This is a genomic window from Bradyrhizobium sp. Y36, assembly GCF_002531575.1.
In the GTDB taxonomy this organism is placed as follows: domain Bacteria; phylum Pseudomonadota; class Alphaproteobacteria; order Rhizobiales; family Xanthobacteraceae; genus Bradyrhizobium.
Genome location: NZ_NWTI01000005.1, coordinates 280,986 through 302,685, shown reverse-complemented (window position 1 = coordinate 302,685; position 21,700 = coordinate 280,986). Strand labels below are relative to the sequence as shown.

Sequence of the window (21,700 nt, the reverse complement as noted above, 5' to 3'; positions counted from 1 at the left end):
CGGCGGCGAGATGCCCCTCGCCGCCGTGTTCCGCTCGACGAGAGACTACTCCGCCAGCGCGTTGTACTTCTTCAGCGAAGCCTTGAGCTCCGTGAGCGCGGCATCGGAATCGGCGCCGCCCTTCTTGGCGCCGTCGGCCCAGGTCTTCACCAGCGGCTCGGCGGCCTTCTTCCAGGCCGCGGTCTGTTCCGCCGTCAGCTTGTAGACCTCGTGGCCGGACTCTGCCTTCACCTTGTCGATGCCGGCATCCTCGAACTTGCCCCAGTGCTCGCCGACCACGCCCGCCATCTCGACCGAGCAGTTCTTGTCGATCGCGGCCTTCTGCTTGTCGGACATCGCATTGTACTTGTCCTTGTTGATCACGAACACGAAGGTCGTGGTGTAGAGCGGCGCCTCCATGTCGTATTTGGTCACCTTGTCGATGCCGAACAGCACGAGGGAGCCCCAGGGGAAGGTGACGCCGTCCGCGACGCCGCGCTCGATGATGTCGCGCACCTCCGGTGCCGAGGACTGAACGTTGGTGCCGCCGAGCGAGGTCACGAAGTTCGCCATGGTGGCGTGCGCCGGGCGGATCTTCATGCCCTTCACGTCCTCCGGCATCACGATCTTCTTGGTCTTGGAATGGAAGGAGGAGGGCGAGTGGACGAAGGCGAGGCAGTATTTGACGTCCTTCATCTCCTTCTCGGCATATTTGCGATACCAGGCGTCGAGGCCCATCGAGCCGCCCTTGGCGTCGGAGATCAGGAACGGCAATTCGCCGGCGCCGATGATCGGGAAGCGGCCGGGCTGGTAGCCGGGATTGACGTAGGTGACGTCGGCAATGCCGTCGCGCGCCATGTCGTAATGGTCAAACGCCTTGCCGAGCTGCTGGGCCGGAAACACCTTGCCCTTGATGGTGCCGCCGGAATCCTTCTCGACCGCGGCGGCCCAGTCCTCCAGCGATTTCTGCAGCGGATGCGAGGCCGGCACCCAGTGCGAGATCTTCAGATCGAAGGTCTTGTCCTGCGCGAACGCGGGCGTCACGCTTGCTGCCAGCAGCAAAGCCAGACAGGCTTTCCTCATCACACGTCTCTCCCTGTTGTCGACGACGGGCTTCGATGGCCCGGTCTCTTTAATTAACATGTTATCTAAATGGCGGACGTGTTCAAGCCGGAACTGGCGCGCACCTCTGTCGCATCCTCAACGTCAGCCCTGTTGCATGGATGTGTCGCCGTTCGCGGCGACCCGCACTCCCCTTTTGCCAAACCGTTATATGGTATAATTATCCTGCGCGACTTGAAGCGACAAGCGGGCCGCGACGAAAGCCTACAGGATCGGGAGGAGCAAGTATTGCGGACAAAAGTCGCAATCATCGGGGCCGGACCGGCCGGATTGTTGCTTGGGCAACTGCTACATCGCCACGGGATCGACAATGTCATTCTGGAGCGGCAGAGCCCCGACTATGTGCTCGGCCGCATCCGCGCAGGCCTGCTGGAGGAGGGAACCGTCGCGCTGCTCGACCAGATCGGGGCAGGGACCCGGGCGCATGCCGAGGGCCTGGTCCATGAAGGCATCGAGCTTGCCTTTTCCGGCCGCCGTCATCGCATCGACATGAAGGGCGCGACCGGCAAGACGGTGATGATCTACGGCCAGACCGAGGTCACGCTCGACCTGATGAATGCGCGGGAGGCCGCCGGTCTCGTCTCGGTCTACGAGGCCAAGGACGTCCAGCCGCGCGATTTCGACGGCGGTCACCCGCGCGTAACCTGGGTCAAGGACGGCATCACTCACACCCTCGACTGCGATTTCATCGCCGGTTGCGACGGTTTCCATGGCGTCAGCCGCGCCAGCGTCCCGGCCTCGGCGATCGAGGAGTTCGAGCGGGTCTATCCGTTCGGATGGCTCGGCATCTTGTCGGATACGCCGCCGGTCAGCCACGAGCTGATCTACTCCAACCATGCCCGCGGCTTTGCGCTCTGCACCATGCGCTCGACCAAGCGCAGCCGCTACTACGTGCAGTGCTCGCTGGACGACCATGTCGACCAATGGCCCGACGACCGCTTCTGGGACGAATTGAAGCGCCGGCTCGATCAGGAGGCGGCCGACAGCCTCGTCACCGGCCCTTCGATCGAGAAGAGCATCGCCCCCTTGCGCAGCTTCGTCGCCGAGCCGATGCGCTTCGGCAAGCTGTTCCTGTGCGGCGACGCCGCCCATATCGTGCCGCCGACCGGCGCCAAGGGCCTGAACCTCGCCGCCAGCGATGCGCATTATCTGTCGAGCGCCTTGCGCGAATTCTACGACGAGAAATCCAGCGCCGGTCTCGATGCCTATTCCGCCACGGCGCTGGCACGGGTCTGGAAAGCCGTGCGCTTCTCCTGGTGGATGACCTCGATGCTGCACAAATTCCCCGACACCGGCACCATTGGCGCGCGCATCCAGCTCGCCGAGCTGGACTACGTCACGCAGTCGCAGGCCGCAATGACATCATTGTCGGAGAATTACGTCGGGTTGCCGTTTTAGCCAAGACTGTCGTGCCCCGCGAAGGCGGGGCACCCAGTACGCCGCGGCTTCTCAGTATCCACGCGCCGCCTCTGGAATACTGGATCGCCCGCCTTCGCGGGCGATGACAGTTGTGGTGAGGCGACGGCAGTGCCCGTTTCAAACACCTGTGCAAATTCCGTTTGAAACTTTGTAATTGATGCAACCGTCGCGTCCATCGCGTTCAATGGCAACCATCAGCAACGCGAGACAGTCATGACCTCTCCCGACATCCCCGCCGGCTTCGAGCCGCATTTTCGCAAGGCCCCGCTGACCGATCCGTGGGAGCCGCTCTATTCGAGAAAGACCGACAAGGGCGTCACTGTGGGCTTGCGGCTGGCGACGCCGCACACCAACGCGCGCGGGCTGATCCATGGCGGGCTGATCGCCGCGCTGGCTGATGCCGCCATGGGCTACAGCTGCGCCCAGGCAACGGGCTGGACGACGTCGTTCGTCACCATCTCGCTGTCGGTCGACTATGTCGGCGCGGCCGAGATCGGCCAATGGCTCGCAGTCGAGGGCGAGGCGATCAAGACCGGCAATACGATCTGTTTCGCGCAATGCCTGGTGAGAGCCGACGATGCCGTGATCGCGCGCGCCAGCGGGACGTTCCGCGTGGTGCCGAAGAAGGGGTAGTCTCTCCGTGTCCCGGACGCGCTGCAGCGTGCAACGCTGCGGCGCAGAGCCGGGACCCATGTCTCGACCGGGCGCCGTGCCGCCTTCTGGGTCCCGGCTCTGCGCCGCTACGCGGCGCGTCCGGGACATATCTACCCGAACCTCCACTCCGCCGTCTCCACCACGAGATCGATGAACGCGCGCACCTTGGCCGAGAGCAGGCGCGAGGTCGGGTAGACGATGTGGATCGGCAGGGCCGGCTGCTCGTATTTTGCCAGCACGATCTTCAGGCGCCCGCGCTTCAAGCCCTCGGCGGCCTGATAGGCCAGCACGCGCGTCACGCCGCCGCCGGCCTCGGCATATTGCAGGGCGGCGTCGGCGCTGTTGCTGGCGAAGCGCGGGGCCGGCGTCACCTCGATGTCGCGGCCGTCCTCCACGAAATGCCAAGTGGCAGTCGGGCCGAACGCGATGGTCTGGTGCGCGAGCAATTCTTGCGGCGTCTTCGGCTCGCCGTGACGCCTGAGATAGCCCGGCGTCGCCACCGTGATCCGCCGCATCTCGCCGACCTGCCGGGCGACCAGCGAGGAATCGGCGAGGTGGCCGATCCGCACAGCGGCGTCGACGGCGTCTTCCACGAGGTTGACGAGATGGTCCGACAGTCTGAGTTCGGCGGTGACCTCGGGAAAGCGCTTGAGATAGGCGGTCATCACCGATCCGACATGCAGCCGGCCGAACCCGACCGGAGCCGACACCACGAGGCGCCCGCTCGGCCGGTTGCGCTCCTCGCGGGCTGAGCCGTCGGCCTCCTCGACATCGGCGAGGATGCGCCGCGCGCGTTCCAGGTAGCGCGTGCCGACATCGGTCAATCTCACCTGCCGGGTGGTCCGCTGCAGAAGCCGCGCGCCGAGATGCTCCTCCAGTGCGGCGATCATCCGCGTCACCGCCGAAGGCGACAGCCGCAGCTTGCGCGCCGCCGGCGCAAAGCCGCGCAGATCGGCGACGGTGACGAAGACGTGCATGGCATCGAGGCGGTCCATGGCATTATTGCATATATCGCAACGATGAAGTGTCAAGCGGTCCGATTGTTTTAGACCGGGAAAGGTCCATCTTACCGGGCGAAGACGCTGCAATGCGCCGGAATTTCAGGAGATGTTCCGATGACTGAAGTCCAGACCTATGCCAGCGACGTCGCCTTCTCGCCGGCGGTGAAATCGATCCAGACCCGAAAGGGCTCGCGCGAGGGCTATGCCCATGCCGAGCAGCGCGGATGGCGCACCGAGGTTGACGAAAACCTCGCGGCGTTCCTGGCGGATGCCAACAGCTTCTACTTTGCGACGGCCTCGGCGGACGGCCAGCCCTATATCCAGCACCGTGGCGGCCCCAAGGGGTTCTTGAAGGTGCTGGACAAGCAGACGCTCGCCTTCACCGACTACGCCGGCAACAGGCAATACATCACCCAGGGGAACCTGTCCGAGAACCCAAAGGCCTACATCTTCGTGATGGATTACGCCCACCGTCGCCGCGTGAAGATCTGGGGCGAGGCGCGCGTCGTCGAGGACGACGAGGCGCTGACGACCTCGCTGATGCCGAAGGGTTATCGCGCGCGGCCCGAGCAGGTGATCCTCTTCAGGATCGCCGCCTGGGACACCAATTGTCCGCAGCACATCCCGCAGAAATTCGACGCGAGCGATGTGGCGGCAGCGCTCGCGGCGAGGGACGCGAGGATCGCGGAGCTGGAAGCGGAGGTTGCCGCGTTGAAGGGTGAGAAGGCGGGCTGAGTAGCCCTCTCAGCATCTCCAGGTATCCACCGGTGTCATGCCCCGCGACGGCGGGGCATCCAGTACGCCGCGGCCTGCCGGTTCAATCACAAGCGTCTCGGTGGACTGGATCGCCCGCCTTCGCGGGCGATGACAGCAGGTGTGAGGCGGCATCGCGAACTCAGATCGCGCTCGCGCCTTCGTGCTGGAAGCCGAGATAGCTCGCCGCCACCCGCTCATTGGCCGCGATGTCGCTGGCCTTGCCACTGAGCACGAATTCGCCGAGCTCCATCACATAGGCCTGGTCGGCGATCTTCAGCGCAGCCTGTGCGTTCTGCTCGACCAGCAGCACCGAGACGCCGCTGGCGCGCAGCTCGGTGACGATGCGGAAGATGTCGGCGACGATGATCGGGGCAAGGCCAAGGCTCGGCTCGTCCAGCATCAGCAGCTTCGGCTCGCCCATCAGCGCGCGGCCCATCGCGAGCATCTGCTGCTCGCCGCCGGAGAGCGTACCGGCGAGCTGCTTGCGCCGCTCCTTCAGCCGCGGGAACAGCGTGTAGACGCGCTCCATCGAGGCTTTCGCCTTGCTCCGCTCGATGCGGAAGGCGCCAAGCTCGAGATTATCCTCTACATTCATGGTCACGAACAATTCGCGGTGCTCCGGGACGAGGCCGAGCCCCATCGCGACGCGGTCCTCGATATCGAGCCGGGCGAGATCCTGACCGGCGAAGCTGACGCGGCCCTTCAGCGGCAGGATGCCCATGATGGCGGACAGCAGCGTGGTCTTGCCGGCGCCGTTGGCGCCGACGATGGTGACGATCTCATTGGCGCCGACCTCGAGCGAGACCGAGCGCACGGCCTCGACCTTGCCATAGGCGACATGGGCGTCGGTAACCGACAACAGCGCGCTCATGCCGCCACTCCGAGATAGGCCTTGATCACTTCGGGATTGGTCTTGATCGTGGCGGGCGTGCCCTCCGCGATCTTGGTGCCGAAATCGAGCACCACGATGCGGTCGGCGAGGTTCATGACGAAGCCCATGTCGTGCTCGACCAGGAGCACGCTCATGCCGCCGTCGCGCAGGTCCCGCAGCAATTTGGCGAGCTGCTGCTTTTCCATGTGGCGGAGGCCGGCGGCGGGCTCGTCGAGCAGCAGCAGCATCGGGTCGACGCAGAGCGCGCGGGCGATCTCGACAATGCGCTGCTGGCCGAGCGAGAGGCTGCCTGCGAGCTGATGCATCTGGTCGGCAAGGCCGACGCGCTCGATCTGGCGGGCGGCTTCGGCAAGCAGCTTCGCCTCGTCGGCGCGGTCGAGCCGCAGCATCGAGGAGATCGGCCCCGAATGGCCGCGCAGATGCGCGCCGATCGCAACGTTCTCGAGCACGGTCATATCAGGGACCAGCTTGACGTGCTGGAAGGTCCTGCTGATGCCGAGCTTGACGATCTCCTGCGGCGGCGCGTTGTCGACCGTCTTGCCGAGCACCGAGATCGAGCCCGAGGTGGCCGACAGCACGCCGGTGATCAGGTTGAAGGTGGTGCTCTTGCCGGCGCCGTTCGGGCCGATCAGCGCGACGATCTCGCGGGCCTGGACGTCGAAGGAGACGTTGTTGACGGCGACCACGCCGCCGAACTGCTTTCGCGCCTTCTCGACCTGGAGCAGGATGCCGGACTGGCCGGGCGAGCGGGTGCGCTGCTCCAGCTTCAGCGAGGTGTCGGGCTTCCTCCCTCCGGTGCGTTCCGGCAGGAACGAGATCAGCCAGGGCCAGAGGCCGCCGGGCGCAAGCTGCAGCAGCGCCACCAGCATGATGCCGAACACGATGGTCTCGACCTGGCCGGAGCCGGGCAGGATCAGCGGCAAATAGCTCTGCAGCACCTCTTTCAGCACCACGACGATGGCTGCGCCCAGGACGCCGCCCCAGACATAGCCGGCGCCGCCGACCACGGCGATGAAGAGATATTCGATGCCGGCCTGCGCCCCGAACGGCGTCGGGTTCACCGCGCGCTGGAGATGCGCGTAGAGCCACCCCGACAGGCCGGCGAGCACGGCGGCATGGATGAACACCAGCAATTTGGCGCGCGGCGTGTGCACGCCGAACGCTTCGGCGGCGACATGGCCGCGACGCAGCGCGCGGATGGCGCGGCCGGTGCGGGAGTCCAAGAGGTTCATCGTCAGCAGCGCCGAGACGATCACGGCGACCCAGATCGCGTAATAGATCGAGCCGGGCGAGAGCATCTTGAACGAGCCGATCGACAGCGGCGGGATCGCCGAGATGCCGTCGTTACGGCCCAGGAACTCCAGCTTGCTGAACAGGTAGAACAGACCCAGCCCCCAGGCGAGGGTACCGAGCGGCAGATAATGGCCGGAGAGGCGGACCGTGATCAGCCCGAGCAGCACCGCCAGCGATCCGCTGACCAGCAGCGACAGCGGCAGCGTCAGCCAGGGCGACAGGCCGTAGGCCGTCGACAGCACCGCGGTGGTGTAGGCGCCGAAGCCGACGAAGGCTGCTTGTCCGAACGAAGTCAGGCCACCGACGCCGGTCAGCAGCACGAGGCCCATCGCGACGAGGGCCGCGAGGCCGATATTGTCGAGCAGCACGATCCAGAACGGGGGCATGCCAGGAACAAACGGGATCGCCGCCATGACAGCCGCGAAGATGATGATGGGAAGCCGGCTCTGCATCTTGGCCTCAGTCCTTCTCTTCCTCGACCGCAGGCGCGGCGAGCGAACGCAGCAGCAGCACGGGGATCAAGAGCATGAAAACGATCACCTCCTTGTAGTTGGAGGCATAAAAGGACGAGAACGCCTCGACGATGCCGACGACCAGCGCCGCGACCGCGGTCAAGGGGTAGCTGACGAGGCCACCGATGATCGCGGCGACGAAACCCTTGAGGCCGATCAGGAAGCCGCTGTCGTAATAGAGCGTCGTGATCGGCACGATCAGGATGCCCGACAGCGCGCCGATGACGGAGGCCAGCAGGAAGGCGATCTGCCCCGATAGCGTGGTGCGGATGCCGGCGAGGCGCGCCCCCAGCCGGTTCACGGCGGTCGCGCGCAGGGCCTTGCCGTACAGCGTCAGGCCGAAGAACAGCCAGAGCCCGACGATGAAGGCGATGGTGATGCCGTAGACGGTGAGGCTCTGGCCGGTGAAGCGCAGCGCGCCGGCGGTGAACGCGCCGGACAGCACCGCAGGTCCGCGCTGGCCCTCGGCGCCGAAGAACAACAGGCCGAGGCCCTGCAGCGCGAGGTGGACGCCGACCGATGCGATCAGCAGCACGAGCACGGAGGTGTGCGCCAGCGGCTGGAATGCGATGCGGTAGAGATAAACCCCGATCATGGCGACGATCACCAGCGACAGCGCGATCGAGACCGCGACCGGTGGCTTCTGGGCGGCGAAGTACGTGGTCAACGCCAGCACGATGGCCGGCAGCGCGACATTGGTGACGAGGCTGCGCAGGATCAGGCGCCCATGCAGCGCCCTGCGCGCCACGAACAGGTCGAAGGCGAAGGCGCCGACGCCCAGCGCCAGCGCGAGCTTCGCCGTGCCCGGCATCTGGCCGGCGGCCAGCGAGGCATAGGTCAGCGCGCCGTAGGTGACGAATTCGCCCTGGGGAATGAGGATGACGCGGGTGACGGCGAACACCAGCACCAGCGCCAGGCCGAGCAGCGCATAGATCGCGCCATTGGTGATGCCGTCCTGCACCAGGAACAGCATGATGGTGGTATTCAAGACCGGACGCTCCCCCTCAAGATTTAAGGACCGGTCTCCGCAATTGCGGTGGATGGTCCCCTCACAGCCATTGAAATGCGCTGGCGATATTTGATATGGTCCATAACAATTATCAAATATAACATCAAGGGTGAGGAACGACCCGACCCGAATTTAGCGGGATTACGAGCACGAGGCGATGACCGTTTCCAAGACCGCTGAGAAGTCCTCCGAAAAGTCCGGCGAGGCAGGCAAGGGCCGCAAGGACGCGGGCGAGCCGCAGGCGGAAGCCCTCCAGCTCGGCGAGCTCTCCGAGCAGCTCGGCTATGTGCTGAAGCGGGCGCAGCTCAAGGTGTTCGAGAACTTCTTGCGCTGCATGGCCTCGCTCCAGCTCACGCCGGCGCAGTTCTCCGTGCTGCTCTTGGTCGAGAAGAATCCGGGCCGTAACCAGACCGAGATCGCCTCCACCCTCGGCATCCTCAGGCCGAACTTCGTGGCGATGCTCGACAATCTCGAGAGCCGCGACCTGTGTGCCCGGATCCGCTCCACCAACGACCGCCGCTCGCACATCCTGGTGCTGACCGACAAGGGCAAGGCCGTGCTGGCGCGCGCCAAGAAGCTCGTCGCCAGCAAGCACGAGGCGCGGCTCAACGATCTGCTCGGCCAGGCCAACCGCGAAGCCCTGATCGCGATGCTCTCGAAGGTCGCCAACGAGTTTTGAGCCGCCCGTTTTCGGGCAGCTGATCCCCATTCTCCGCTGTCATCGCCCGCGAAGGCAGGCGATCCAGTATTCCGGCGGCCGTCGTCGGATACGGAGAAGCCACGGCGCACTGGCTTCCCCGCCTTCGCAGGGAACGACACCGCCATTGGAGCAGGCGCCTCAATCCACCAGGATCACCCGGATATCGTTCACGTTGGTGAGCGTCGGGCCGGGCTGCAGCAGATCCCCCGTCGCCTCGAAGAAGGTGGTCGCGTCGTTGTTGTCCAGATAGGCCTGTGGCTTGAGCCCCAGCGCCTTCATCTTCGCGAACGTCGCCGCGTCGATCAGCGCGCCGGCGGGATCGGTGGGGTGGCCGGCGCCGCCGTCGGCGCCGTCGGTGTCGCCGGCGAGCGCCGCAATGCCGGGCGTGTCCTTCAACAGCGCGGCCAGTGCCAGCGCGTATTCCTGGTTCGGTCCGCCGCGCCCGTTGCCGCGCACGGTCACCGTGAGCTCGCCGCCGGAGAGGATCGCGAGGCGCTTGCCTTGCGCGCGCGCGTCGAGCGCCATCCTGGCATGGGCGGCAGCGACCTCGCGCGCCTCGCCCTCGAGATCGGCGCCGAGATCGATCGTCTCGTAACCGGAGTCGCGCGCGAGCTTGACCGCGGCGTCGAGCGACTGCTTGGGCCGCGCGATCAGTTCGAAATGCGCGCGCGCGAATGCGGCATCGTCGGGTTTGCAGCTTTCGTTGCGTTCGTCATCGAGCGCGCGGCGCACGGCATCGTCGATGGCGAGCTTGTATTTCGCGACGATGGCGCGCGCATCGGCCAGCGTGGTCGGATCGGGCACGGTGGGGCCCGAGGCGATCGCGGAAGGATCGTCATGCGGCACGTCGGAGATCGCGAGCGTCGCGATCTCGGCGGCATTCCTGCCGGCGCGCGCCAGACGCCCGCCCTTGATGCGCGAGAGATGCTTGCGCACGACGTTCATCTCGCCGATCGGTGCGCCCGAACGCAGCAGCGCCTTGTTGACCGCCTGCTTCTGCGCAAAGCTGATGCCCTCGCTCGGTGCAATCCAGTTCGCCGAGCCGCCGCCGGTGAGCAGCACCAGGAGCAGATCGTCCGGTCCGGCTTCGCCTGCGAGCGCGAGCGTGTCGGCCGCGCCCTTCAGGCCGGCCTCATCAGGCACGGGATGGCCGGCTTCGACCACGCGGATGCGGCGCGTCGGCACGCCGTAGCCGTGACGCGTGGTGGCGATGCCGACGAGGCGTTCCGGTGCGAGGTGAAGCGTGTCAAGATAATGCCGCTCGGCCGCCGCGGCCATGGCAGCCGCGCCCTTGCCGGCGGCGAGGCAGATCACGCGTCCCCTGGGTGCGGGCCGCAAGTGTGGCGCCAGCACCACGTTGGGATGAGCGGCAGCGACGGCGGCGTCGTAGAGCGCGCGGAGCAGGGGACGTCGGTCGGTCATGACGTTGGCCTTGGGCAGACGGAGCTGAGCGGCGACGGATGCCGCCGTTCCCCTGCCTACCGCATCGTGCGGCAAAGCGTAAGCGGGCTTTGCCATCATTCGATTATGCAATCGCGTAATCATAATCGGCAGGCAAGCAAAAGCCCCCTGCGAGGGTCTCGCAGGGGGCTTTCCGTCGTCAACTCGTCGGCGGACTAGCCGCCGACGTCGGCGCTGATCACGTCGCCGAACAGTTCCCACTTCTCGCCCTTGAACTTCTCGAGCCGGAGCTGGCTGATCGGTGCAAAGTCGGTCGGCGATGTGTTGATCTGGACGCCGGGCAGCAGAACCTCGGTGCGGAAGTCCTTCAGGCTGGCGGCCTGCTTCATGACGTTCGCGCGGGTGAGATCGTCGCCGCACTGCTTCAACACCTGGACCAGGGTCTGCGCGACGCCGTAGCCGACGATCGTGCCGTGGTCGAGCTTGTCGCCTTCCGGGAAGTACTTGGTCATGAAGGCCAGGAATTCCTTCATGCCGGGGTCGTTATTCCATTCGGGATCGGAAACGTCCTTGAGGTAGTCGGCGGAAATGATGTCCTGCGCATTTTCAAAACCAGCCGGCTTCAACACGCTGCCGACCGAGGCCGACACGTTGTTGAGGAAGTGCAGCGGCTTCCAGCCGATCTCGGCGTTCTTCTTGATCGCCTGCGCCGCGAATTTCGGCGTCGTGATGTTCATGAAGACGTCGGCGCCGGTCGACTTCAGCTTCACGATGTGATTGTCGATGGTCGGCTCGGAGGTCTCATAGCTCTCCTCCATGACGATCATCGAAGCGGCCTTGGCGCCGAGGCCGTCCTTGAGGCCCTTCAAATAGTCCTTGCCGTAGTCGTCGTTCTGATAGAGCACGGCGATCTTGGCGTCCGGCTTGTTCTTCAACAGCCACTTCGCATAGATCTGCGTTTCGCTCTGGTAGTTGGGCTGCCAGCCCATCGTCCAAGGGAAGTCCTTGGGGTCGTTCCACTTGGTGGCGCCGGTGGCGACGAACAGCTGCGGCACCTTCTTGGAGTTCATGTATTTGTGAATCGCCGAGTTCGGCGGCGTGCCGAGCGAGTTGAAGATGAACAGCACCTCGTCGCTCTCGACCAGCTTGCGCGCCTGCTCGACGGTCTTCGGTGGCGAATAGCCGTCGTCATAGGAAATGAAGTTGATCTTGCGGCCGTTGATGCCGCCCTCGTCGTTGATCTTCTTGAAATAGGCGGCTTCGGTCCGCCCGATGATGCCGTAGGCGGAGGCCGGTCCGCTGTAGGGCATGATGTTGCCGATCTTGATCTCGGTATCGGTCGCGCCGGTATCGTATTTCTTCTGGGCCGATGCGGTGGAGGCCGAGGCCGCAATGAGGGCAAGCGCCAGTGAAGCGGCTGCAAGTTTGCCGGTGACAGCGGGCATTCCTATCTCCCTATTTTCTTGGTGTGTGTGCGTCCCTTTTCTTGTCTTGATTGTTTTGGTGGCGCGGCGGCAATTCAATACGATTTGGCCAGCGGCTTCAACAGAAAGCCCCGGCGACGGGGTCGCAGGGGCTGCGTCTTTAGTAGTCAGCGGCGGCACGGCTCTCGTGTGCGACTGCGAGAAGGGGCGGCTGTCTTGAGTTGTTTGGCCGGTCCGGGAGCGATTTTGAGTTGTGTCGCGTCAATGATCCATCTCGCTGGAGATGACGTCCCCGATCAGCTCCCATTTCCGGCCCTTGAAACGCATCATCTGCAGCTGCTCGATCGGGGCGAAATTGTCCGGCGCGGTGTTGATCTTGATGCCGGGCAGCAGCGTGTCGGGCTCGAAATCCTTCAACGACGCGGCCTGCTTCATGACGTTCTCGCGGGTGAGGTCGTCGCCGCACATCTGCAGCACCTTCACCATGGTTTGAGCTGCGGCGTAACCGAACACGACGCCGGCATCGAGCTTGTTGGCCTTGGGATCGTATTGCGCGACGAAGTTGTAGAACTTCTTCATGCCGTCATCGGCATTCCACTGCGGATCGGAGCCGTCCTTGGTGTAGGTCGCCGACAGGATGCCTTGTGAGATCTCGAGGCCGGCCGGCTCGATCACCCCGCCGACGGAGGCCGAGACGTTGGAGACGATGTAGACCGGATGCCAGTTGATCTCCGCCGCCTTCTTGATCGCCTGCGCGGCGAATTTCGGCGTGGTGATGCTGATGAAGACGTCGGCGCCCGAGGCCTTCAGCTTCACGACATGCTCGTCGATGGCGGGCTCGGTCGTGTCGTAGGGCTCTTGCAGCACGATCATCGAGGCCCTGGCGCCGAGGCCGTCCTTCAGCCCCTTCAGGTAATCCTTGCCGAAATCGTCGTTTTGGTAGAGCACGGCAATCTTCCCGTCCGGCTTCTCCTTCATGATGTACTTGGCGTAGATGCGCGCTTCGCTGGCGTAGCTCGGCTGCCAGCCCATGGTCCAGGGATACTGCTTCGGGTCGTTCCACTTCGAGGCGCCGCTTGCCACGAACAATTGCGGTACCTTCTTCTCGTTCATGTATTTGCGGATGGCGCTGTTGGTCGAGGTGCCGAGCGAACCGAACAGCAGCAGTACCTCGTCGCTCTCGACCAGCTTGCGCGCCTGCTCGACGGTCTTCGGCGGCGAATAGCCGTCGTCGTAGGAGATGAACTTGATCTTGCGGCCGTTGATGCCGCCCTCGGCATTGACCTTGTTGAAATAGGCTTCTTCGGCCTTGCCGATTGCGGCATAGGCCGAGGCCGGGCCGCTATAGGGCATGATGTTGCCAATTCGGATCTCGGTATCGGAAGCGCCGCTGTCGTATTTCTTCTGCGCCAGCACCTCGCTGTCCATCGCAGTGCACAACGCGGCGACGGCCAGAAGCGCCGCAACCTGAAATCGAACGGCAGTCATCATTCTCCCACCCCGAGTTGGATCGGCGCCGCATTGAACAAGATTGACGCGTGACGTCAACAAAAAGCCCCCGCGATCGCTCGCGGGGGCTTCGAGGGTCGGACTATGACGTCAGCGTGTCACTCGGAGGCGACGTCGCCGCTGATGATCTCGCCGAACAGTTCCCACTTCTCGCCCTTGAAGCGCTGCATCTGCAGCTGGGCGATCGGGGCGAAGTCGGTCGCGCTGGTGTTGATCTTGACGCCGGGCAGCAGGGTGTCCGGTGCAAAATCCTTCAGGCTCGCGGCCTGCTTCATGATGTTGGCGCGGGTGAGATCGTCACCGCACATTTCCAGCACCTTGGCGAGGGTCGACGCGGCGCCGTAGCCGTAGACCATGCTGGTGTCGGACTTGTCGGCGCCGGGCATGTACTTGTCGACGAACTCGTTCCACTTCTTCATGCCGGGATCGTTGGCCCACTGCGGATCCGTGGAGTCCTTGGCGTAGGCCGCCGACAACACGCCCTCGGCGTTCTCGAAGCCGGCCGGCTTCATCACGCTGCCGACCGAGATCGACACGTTGGTGAGGATCTGCAGCGGCTTCCAGTTGAGCTCGGCGGTCTTCTTGATGGTCTGCGCCGCGAACTTCGGCGTGGTGTAGATCAGCAGCACGTCGGGGTTGGCCGCCTTGATCTTGACGATGTGACCGTCGATCGAGGGCTCGGACACCTCGTAGCTCTCTTCCATGATGATCATGGACGAGGCCTTGGCGCCGAGGCCGTCCTTGGTGCCCTTGAGGTAGTCCTTGCCGAAATCGTCGTTCTGATAGAGGACCGCAACCTTGGCGTTGGGCTTTTCCTTCATCAGCCATTTGGCGTAGATCTGCGCTTCGCTCTGGTAGGAGGGCTGCCAGCCCATGGTCCAGGGGAAGTTCTTCGGGTCGTTCCACTTGGTGGCGCCGGTGGCGACGAACAGCTGCGGGATCTTCTTGGAGTTGAGGTACTTCTGGATCGCGCTGTTCGAGGGCGTGCCGAGCGGGTTGAAGACGACCAGAACCTCGTCGCTCTCGACCAGCTTGCGGACCTGCTCGACGGCCTTCGGCGGCGAATAGCCGTCGTCATAGGTGACGAAGTTGATCTTGCGGCCGTTGATGCCGCCCTTGTCGTTGATCATCTTGAAATAGGCTTCTTCGGTCTTGCCGATGACGCCATAAGCCGACGCCGGACCGCTGTACGGCATGATGTTGCCGATCTTGATCTCGGTATCGGACGCGCCGGTGTCGTATTTCTTCTGGGCCAGTGCAGCGGTCGAGGTGAGGGCAACGGTCGCCGTTGCCGTGACCAGCGCGGCGGCTCGCAGTGTTCTTCCAAAATACAATTCGATCTCCTTCTTTTAGTCCAACGGGTCTTCAGTTCTTCTTGAGTTTGCCTGCGAATTGCTGGCCCAGGATCGCGATCTGCCTTGCGCCGTGCGGCACGAGGTAGATGACGAGGAACAGCAGCACGCCGAACACGGCGCCGGAGAGCCCCTTGGAAATGCTCTCCGCCATGTTCGGCACGAAGATGATGAAGGCCGCACCGACGAACGATCCGGGCAGCCAGCCGACGCCGCCGACGACCATACCGAGGAACAGCGAGATCGCGAGCGTGATGGTGTAGCTGTCGGGGGCCACGAACTGCACTGCGATGGCGCCGAGCGAGCCGGCGACGCCGGTGACCGCCGCCGACACGCCGAACGCCAGCGTCTTGTAGAGCGCGACGTTGACGCCCATCGAGGACGCCGCGATCTCGTTGTCGCGGATCGCCATGAAGGCGCGGCCCGACCGCGAGCGCAGCAGGTTCACCGACAGGAGGTAGATCGCGACCGTGACGATGAGCGTGAAGTAGTACAGCCAGGTGTCCTGTGACATCGGCAGGCCGAACGGCGCGTCCGGCTTGGTGACGACGAGGCCCTGCACGCCGCCGGTCCAGTGTTCCAGGAAGTTCAGCTTCAGGAGCTGCGGCATCGCGGTCGCAAGCGCGAAGGTCGCGAGCGCGAGATAGACGCCCGAAAGCCGCAAGGCCGGCTTGCCGAACAGGTACCCGAAGCCGAAGCAGACCGTGGCGGAAATCGGAATGGTCAGCGCGTAATTGATGTTGCCGTGCTCCATCAGCACCGCCGACGTATAGGCGCCGACGGCGTAGAAGGCGCTCTGGCCGAGCGAGAACTGGCCGCTTCCGCCGGTCAGGATGTTGAGCGCCAGCACGGCGAGCCCGTAGATCAGGAGCATCGTCATCTGAAAGATGATGAAGTTCTTGACGAACATCGGCACGATCAACAGCGCCGCCAGCACCACCAGCGAGGTGCCGGTGCCCAGCGTCATGGCTCGCTTCGGAACGGCCTCGACGGCCTGGTGGCCTTCGGCAACGACTTCTTCTGCTGCGCTCATGATCAAACTCGCTTGACGATTTGCCGGCCGAACAGGCCAGCGGGTTTGACGACCAGGACGGAGATGATCAGCGCGAGCGCGATCGGGAGTTTCAGCTCGTTGCCGACGCCAGGGATATAGGTGCCGGCGAGGTTCTCGAAGACACCGACCAGGAAGCCGCCGACCACGGCGCCGAACGGGCTGGAGAGCCCGCCGAGCACCGCCGCGGCGAAGCCGTAGATCAGCACGCCGCCCATCATGTTGGGCTCCAGGAACACGACCGGTGCGATCAGCATGCCGGCGATCGAGCCGATCGCCGTCGCCATGCCCCAGCCGAGCGCGATCATCCAGCTGGTGTTGATGCCGACGAGGCGGGCCGATTCAGGCACCGAGGCCGCGGCCCGCATCGCAAGACCGATGCGGGTGTACTGGAAGAAGAAATAGAGGCCGAGCAGCAGCAGCACGGTGACGCCGATCATGCCGGCCTGGTGGGTCGAGATCAGCTGGCTGCCCAGGAACGGCGCGGACCCGAACGGCGTCGGGTACTGCTTGATGGTGAAGTCCCAGATCAGGCCGGCCGAGGAGTTGATGATCGCGAACAGCGCGATGAAGCCGGCGACGTTGGTCAAAACCGGCGCCTTGGCGAGCGGCTTGAACAGGATGCGCTCGATCGCGATGCCGGCGACGAAGGAGAATGCCAGCGTGATCACGAAGGCGGCCCAATAGGACACGCCCCACTGCATCAATTGCCAGGAGATGAAGGTCGAGAACATCGCCATCTCGCCTTGCGCGAAGTTCAGATGGTCGATGGCCTGGTAGATCATGACCACGGCGAGCGCCATGCAGGCATAGATCGCGCCCGTGGCGATGCCGGCCAGGACCTGATTGGTGAACAGCTCCATTGTCCCGGCTCCCTCAGTAACCCAGATAGGATTTGCGGATTTCTTCGTTGTTCGCGATGTCCTTGGCGTTGCCTGACATCACGATGCGGCCGGTCTCGATCACGTAGGCCTGGTCGGCGAGCTCGAGTGCGAGCTGCGCGTTCTGCTCGACCACCAGGATCGACACCTTGTCCTCGCGGTTGATCTTGCCGAGGATGCCGAACAGGTCGCGCACCACCAGCGGCGCGAGGCCGAAGGAGGGCTCGTCCAGCAGCATCAGCCGCGGCCGCAGCATCAGCGCGCGGGCGACCGCGAGCATCTGCTGCTCGCCGCCGGAGAGCGTGCCGGCCTGCTGGGTGTGGCGCTGCTTCAATACCGGGAAATGCGCATACATGCGCTCGATGTCGGAGACGATGCCGGCACTGTCCTTGCGGGTGATGGCCCCCAGCTGGAGATTCTCTTCCACAGTCATGTTGGTGAAGGTGCCGCGCCCCTGCGGCACATGGGCGATGCCGAACCGCACGATGCTCTCGGTCGAGCGGTTGTTCAGCGGCTTGCCATCGAACTCGATCCCGCCGGTGGAGCGCACCATGTTGCAGATCGCGCGCAGCGTCGTGGTCTTGCCGGCGCCGTTGGCACCCAGCAGCGTCGTCAGCGAGCCCTCGTTGAGCGAGAAGGACAGGCCGTGCAGCGCCTGCACCTGGCCGTAATAGGCGCGCAGGTCCTTGACGTTGAGCAGCGTCGTCATTGGTCCTTGCTCCCGAGATAGGCCTTGATGACGTCGGGGTCGGCCTGCACCTGGGCGGGCGTGCCTTCTGCGAGCTTCTTGCCGAAATTCAGCGCGACGACGTGGTCGGCGATCGACATCACGAGTCCCATGTGATGCTCGACCAGCAGCACGGTCATGTGGCGCTCGTCGCGGATCTTGCGGATGAGGTCGCCGAGCACGTAGACTTCCTCGTGATTGAGGCCGCCGGCGGGCTCGTCGAGCAGCAGGATCTTCGGGTCGGCCGCGAGCGCGCGTGCCAGCTCGACGCGCTTCTGCGTGCCGAAGGGCAGGCCGGACACGACGGTGTGGGCGACGTCCTCGAGATCGAGATAGGCGAGGATGTCGTGCACCTTCTTGTTCACGTCGGTCTCGCTGCGGCGAATCCAGGCAAGGCGCAGCGAGTCGCTGATGATGTCGCTGGAGGTCCGGGCGTGGGTTCCGACGCGAACGTTGTCCATCACCGAGAGGTTCGGAAACAGCGCGACGTTCTGAAAGGTGCGGCCGATGCCGATCTCGGCGATCCGGTGCGGCGGCCGCGTCAGGATGCTCGCGCCCTCCATCAGGATGTCGCCGGATGACGGCTGGTAGAGCCGGGACAGGCAGTTGAAGAGCGTGGTCTTGCCGGCACCGTTGGGGCCGATCAATCCGAGGATCTGGCCCTTCTGCATGTCGAAGGACACGCCGTTGAGCGCGACGATGCCGCCGAACACGACGCTGACGTCGCGAACGGCGAGCAGGGGCGATGTCCCCTGCGCGAGCTGTGCCTGCGTCATCTCGTCTCGCTCACGTCGTTCAGTGAGCGAAGGGGCGATACGAACCGCTCCCGACGTTGACAAAGCCTATCTGATCCCCTCGGCCAAACGAGCAACTTTCCCTCCTGATTTCAGCTTTTTGCTGACGTCTTTTTTGGAATGCGGCATCAGACCCCCGAGCGCCGCTTCGATGTTCCTTACCATCGCTAGCAGACGGGGTCCAATGTCGTTGATCAAACGCTCTTCCGTGAAGCGGAATGCGGGCGCGCCGCAGTTGAACGCGTAAGGTCCGGTTCCGTCGTTGAGCTTGAGCGCGACGCCGGCGGCGCCGATATCGTCGTGCCAGTCGCCGACCGAAATCGCAAAACCGTACTTCGCGACGGTCTCGCCGGAGCGTTCCAGCCCGTCGCGCATCTTCGGCCAGCGGCTGCCGTAATGTTCGCGCAACAGGCGCGACAGCTCCGCGCGGTCGGCGTCGTCGAGTGCCCAGAAATAGGCGCGGCCCATCGCGCTGGTTGCAATCGGCACGCGCGAGCCGACGTCAAGTTGAACGCCGACCGTTTCGCTGCCGCGGCTCTGTCCGAAATAGATCATGCTGTGACGATCGCGGCCGCCGACGGCGACGGCGCCGCCGGTCGCGCGCATCACGTCCTCGCGAAACGGTTCGGACAAATGCCGAACACCGAGATTGGCGAGCGCCGCGTAGCCGAGCGACATCGCGGCGGGTGTGAGCTGGTACTTCTCGAAGCGGGGAACCGGCGCGAGATAACCGAGCTTGGTCAACGTGTAAGTCAGCCGCGAAACCGTCGGCTTCGGCAGATTGGTGCGCGACGCAATCTCCTGATTGCCGAGCAGGCCGTCATTGGGGTGGAAGGCTCGCAATACGTCCAGTCCGCGGGAAAGCGCGACGACGAAATTCCGATCGGTCGCAGTCTTCTTTCCTGTACGCTTCATCCCTGATCTGCTTCTTGCGCGGAGTCGTTGACAAGCCACGTGCTTCAAAATAACCCTGCCGTCAAGATGCGGAATTAAATTCCGCACCGCGAAATCGAACAAAAGTTAATCCCCACCAAGGAGGGAACACCGTGAGCGAAGTGGTCAAGCTTGAGCGTCATGACGAGGTCGGTATCGTCACGGTCAACAGCCCTCCGGTCAACGCGCTGAGTGCCGCAGTGCGCGGTGGTATTCTGGAATGCGTCAAGGCCGCTGTCGCCGATCCCGCCATCAAGGGCATCGTGCTGACCTGTGCCGGCCGCACCTTCATCGCGGGCGCCGACATCACGGAATTCGGCAAGCCGCCGAAGGCCCCGGCGCTCAACGACGTGCTGTCCGAGATCGAGAATTCGCCCAAGCCCGTGGTTGCCGCGATCCATGGCACCGCGCTCGGCGGCGGCCTCGAGGTCGCGCTTGCCTGTCATTTCCGCGTTGCAGTGAAGGAGGCCAAGCTCGGCCTGCCCGAGGTGAAGCTCGGCCTGCTGCCGGGTGCCGGCGGCACCCAGCGCCTGCCGCGCGCGGTCGGTCCCGAGCTTGCCGTCAAGATGATCGTCGGTGGCGATCCCATCGGCGCTGCGGAAGCGCTGAAGAGCGGGCTGATCGAGGAGATCGTCGAGGGTCCGGCGGCGGGCGGCGAAGCCTTCGTGCGCAAGCTGCTGGCCGAGAAGCGCCCGCTGCGGCGCCTGCGCGACGACGATTCCAAGATCGCGGCCGCCAAGGCCGACCGCTCGATCTTCACCAATGCGGTCGCGGCCATGACCAAGAAGTCGCGCGGCCTGGAAGCGCCGTTCGCCGCCGCAGACGCCGTCGGCTACGCCATTGACCTACCTTTCGAGGAAGGTCTGAAGAAGGAGCGCGAGGGTTTTCTCAAGCTCGTCGCCAGCGACCAGTCCAAGGCGCAGCGTTACGCCTTCTTCGCCGAGCGCGAAGCCGCCAAGATTGCGGGCGTCCCTGAAGGCACCAAGCCGCGTCCCGTGAATCGCGTCGCCATCCTCGGCGCCGGCACCATGGGCGGCGGCATCGCAATGTCGTTCGCCAATGCCGGCATCCCCGTCACCCTGATCGAGACGGGCGAGGAGCAGCTCAAGCGCGGCATGGGCATCATGCAGAAGAACTGGGAAGCGACCGCGGCGCGCGGCGGCATCCCGGCTGACGCGCCCGCCAAGCGCATGGCGCTGATCAACGGCGTCGTCGGCATCGAGAATGTCGGCGATGCCGACCTCGTCATCGAAGCCGTGTTCGAGACCATGGCGGTGAAGAAGGAGGTGTTCGGCAAGCTCGACCAGTACGTCAAGCAAGGCGCGGTGCTCGCTTCCAACACCTCGTATCTGAACATCGACGAGATCGCGAAGTCGACCAAGCGGCCGCAGGACGTGCTCGGCATGCACTTCTTCTCGCCGGCCAACGTCATGAAGCTGTGCGAGATCGTGCGCGCCGACAAGACCGCGCCGGATGCGCTGGTCACCGCGGTGAACATTGCGCGCAAGATTGCGAAGGTGCCGGCCGTGGTCGGCGTCTGCGACGGCTTCGTGGGCAACCGCATGCTGGCCCAGCGCGGCAAGCAATCCGAGAAGCTCTTGTTCGAGGGCGCCCTGCCGCAGCAGGTCGATGCCGTCGTGACCAAGTTCGGCATGCCGATGGGACCGTTCGCGATGGGCGACCTCGCCGGCCTCGACATCGGCTGGCGCTCGCGCAAGGACCGCGGCATCAAGTCGGAGATCGCGGACGCGCTGTGCGAAGCCGGTCGCTTCGGCCAGAAGACCGGCAAGGGCTACTACAAGTACGAAGCCGGTTCCCGCTCGCCGATGCCGGACCCCGAGGTCGAGAAGCTGATCGACGAGACGCTGCTGCGCCTCGGCCGCAAGAAGCGCGTCGTCAGCGACGAGGAGATCCTCGAGCGCATGATGTACCCGATGATCAACGAGGGTGCGAAGATCCTCGAAGAGGGCATCGCGGCGCGTCCCTCCGACATCGACGTGGTCTGGCTCTATGGCTATGGCTGGCCGATCTACCGCGGCGGCCCGATGTTCTGGGCCGACAGCGTCGGCCTCAAGCACATCGCCGATCGTCTGGCCTTCTATGCCAAGGAGACCAACGATCCGAGCCTCGAGCCCGCACCGCTGCTGAAGAAGCTCGCGGCCGAAGGCAAGACCTTTGCCTCGCTGGCCGCGGCGTCGAAGGCGGCGTGAGCGAGCTTTGGGCTCCAACTCTCAGTCATTCCGGGGCGCCCGCAGGGCGAACCCGGAATCTCGAGATTCCGGGTTCGGCTC

Annotated in this window: 19 protein-coding genes; 5 read left to right on the top strand and 14 right to left on the bottom strand. The window is 64.6% G+C overall.

Translation table 11 applies throughout. From position 1 onward, the window contains the following. Positions 1 to 45 precede the first annotated feature (45 nt). Complete coding sequence (locus CO669_RS12160) at positions 46 to 1,062, bottom strand: TRAP transporter substrate-binding protein (protein ID WP_097660029.1); 1,017 nt, start codon at positions 1,060 to 1,062, stop codon at positions 46 to 48. Between the two features lie 267 nt (positions 1,063 to 1,329). Between CO669_RS12160 and pobA the strand changes: the two genes are divergently transcribed. Next, positions 1,330 to 2,499: a 4-hydroxybenzoate 3-monooxygenase gene (gene pobA, locus CO669_RS12155; RefSeq protein WP_097660028.1), complete on the top strand. Its 1,170-nt coding sequence runs from the start codon at positions 1,330 to 1,332 to the stop codon at positions 2,497 to 2,499. A gap of 234 nt (positions 2,500 to 2,733) precedes the next feature. Further along, positions 2,734 to 3,153 carry a PaaI family thioesterase gene (locus CO669_RS12145; protein WP_097660027.1) on the top strand — a complete coding sequence of 140 codons (420 nt, stop codon included), beginning with the start codon at positions 2,734 to 2,736 and terminating at the stop codon, positions 3,151 to 3,153. A 131-nt stretch (positions 3,154 to 3,284) separates the two neighbouring features. On the opposite strand, the gene CO669_RS12140 is transcribed toward CO669_RS12145, so the two are convergent. Further along, on the bottom strand, positions 3,285 to 4,169 hold the full coding sequence (locus CO669_RS12140; RefSeq protein ID WP_097660026.1) for a LysR family transcriptional regulator: 885 nt from the start codon (positions 4,167 to 4,169) through the stop codon (positions 3,285 to 3,287). A gap of 120 nt (positions 4,170 to 4,289) precedes the next feature. Between CO669_RS12140 and CO669_RS12135 the strand changes: the two genes are divergently transcribed. Then, positions 4,290 to 4,910: a pyridoxamine 5'-phosphate oxidase family protein gene (locus CO669_RS12135; RefSeq protein WP_097660025.1), complete on the top strand. Its 621-nt coding sequence runs from the start codon at positions 4,290 to 4,292 to the stop codon at positions 4,908 to 4,910. A gap of 160 nt (positions 4,911 to 5,070) precedes the next feature. Here CO669_RS12135 and CO669_RS12125 read toward each other — a convergent pair whose 3' ends face one another. From CO669_RS12125 to CO669_RS12115, 3 genes are read right to left on the bottom strand one after another with little or no spacing between them, the layout of a single operon-like run. Then, a complete protein-coding gene (locus tag CO669_RS12125; protein WP_097660024.1) occupies positions 5,071 to 5,802 on the bottom strand; it encodes an ABC transporter ATP-binding protein in 732 nt (243 codons plus the stop codon). After that, on the bottom strand, positions 5,799 to 7,568 hold the full coding sequence (locus CO669_RS12120; RefSeq protein WP_097660023.1) for a branched-chain amino acid ABC transporter ATP-binding protein/permease: 1,770 nt from the start codon (positions 7,566 to 7,568) through the stop codon (positions 5,799 to 5,801). Before CO669_RS12120 ends, CO669_RS12125 begins: the two co-directional genes overlap by 4 nt. Positions 7,569 to 7,575: 7 nt before the next feature. Beyond that, positions 7,576 to 8,616: a branched-chain amino acid ABC transporter permease gene (locus CO669_RS12115; RefSeq protein WP_198963968.1), complete on the bottom strand. Its 1,041-nt coding sequence runs from the start codon at positions 8,614 to 8,616 to the stop codon at positions 7,576 to 7,578. A gap of 178 nt (positions 8,617 to 8,794) precedes the next feature. Here CO669_RS12115 and CO669_RS12110 point away from each other — a divergent pair, with 178 nt between their 5' ends. Beyond that, positions 8,795 to 9,316 carry a MarR family winged helix-turn-helix transcriptional regulator gene (locus CO669_RS12110; protein ID WP_097660022.1) on the top strand — a complete coding sequence of 174 codons (522 nt, stop codon included), beginning with the start codon at positions 8,795 to 8,797 and terminating at the stop codon, positions 9,314 to 9,316. A 159-nt stretch (positions 9,317 to 9,475) separates the two neighbouring features. On the opposite strand, the gene CO669_RS12100 is transcribed toward CO669_RS12110, so the two are convergent. The 9 genes from CO669_RS12100 to CO669_RS12060 form a co-directional block, all read right to left on the bottom strand. Next, positions 9,476 to 10,759: a glycerate kinase type-2 family protein gene (locus CO669_RS12100; protein WP_097660096.1), complete on the bottom strand. Its 1,284-nt coding sequence runs from the start codon at positions 10,757 to 10,759 to the stop codon at positions 9,476 to 9,478. Between the two features lie 194 nt (positions 10,760 to 10,953). Then, positions 10,954 to 12,183, bottom strand: coding sequence for an ABC transporter substrate-binding protein (locus CO669_RS12095; protein ID WP_097660021.1), 1,230 nt, complete (start codon positions 12,181 to 12,183; stop codon positions 10,954 to 10,956). A gap of 240 nt (positions 12,184 to 12,423) precedes the next feature. Continuing rightward, positions 12,424 to 13,650: an ABC transporter substrate-binding protein gene (locus CO669_RS12090; protein WP_097660095.1), complete on the bottom strand. Its 1,227-nt coding sequence runs from the start codon at positions 13,648 to 13,650 to the stop codon at positions 12,424 to 12,426. Positions 13,651 to 13,769: 119 nt separating this feature from the next. Continuing rightward, positions 13,770 to 15,005, bottom strand: coding sequence for an ABC transporter substrate-binding protein (locus CO669_RS12085; RefSeq protein WP_097660020.1), 1,236 nt, complete (start codon positions 15,003 to 15,005; stop codon positions 13,770 to 13,772). Between the two features lie 31 nt (positions 15,006 to 15,036). Then, positions 15,037 to 16,056 carry a branched-chain amino acid ABC transporter permease gene (locus CO669_RS12080; protein ID WP_097660019.1) on the bottom strand — a complete coding sequence of 340 codons (1,020 nt, stop codon included), beginning with the start codon at positions 16,054 to 16,056 and terminating at the stop codon, positions 15,037 to 15,039. Positions 16,057 to 16,058: 2 nt separating this feature from the next. Continuing rightward, positions 16,059 to 16,937: a branched-chain amino acid ABC transporter permease gene (locus tag CO669_RS12075; RefSeq protein ID WP_097660018.1), complete on the bottom strand. Its 879-nt coding sequence runs from the start codon at positions 16,935 to 16,937 to the stop codon at positions 16,059 to 16,061. Between the two features lie 13 nt (positions 16,938 to 16,950). Then, positions 16,951 to 17,664, bottom strand: coding sequence for an ABC transporter ATP-binding protein (locus tag CO669_RS12070; protein WP_097660017.1), 714 nt, complete (start codon positions 17,662 to 17,664; stop codon positions 16,951 to 16,953). Next, positions 17,661 to 18,458: an ABC transporter ATP-binding protein gene (locus CO669_RS12065; RefSeq protein WP_097660016.1), complete on the bottom strand. Its 798-nt coding sequence runs from the start codon at positions 18,456 to 18,458 to the stop codon at positions 17,661 to 17,663. Before CO669_RS12065 ends, CO669_RS12070 begins: the two co-directional genes overlap by 4 nt. 66 nt (positions 18,459 to 18,524) lie before the next feature. Next, on the bottom strand, positions 18,525 to 19,391 hold the full coding sequence (locus CO669_RS12060) for an IclR family transcriptional regulator (RefSeq protein WP_198963976.1): 867 nt from the start codon (positions 19,389 to 19,391) through the stop codon (positions 18,525 to 18,527). 131 nt (positions 19,392 to 19,522) lie between these two features. Between CO669_RS12060 and CO669_RS12055 the strand changes: the two genes are divergently transcribed. Next, on the top strand, positions 19,523 to 21,619 hold the full coding sequence (locus CO669_RS12055; RefSeq protein WP_097660015.1) for a 3-hydroxyacyl-CoA dehydrogenase NAD-binding domain-containing protein: 2,097 nt from the start codon (positions 19,523 to 19,525) through the stop codon (positions 21,617 to 21,619). Positions 21,620 to 21,700 lie beyond the last annotated feature (81 nt).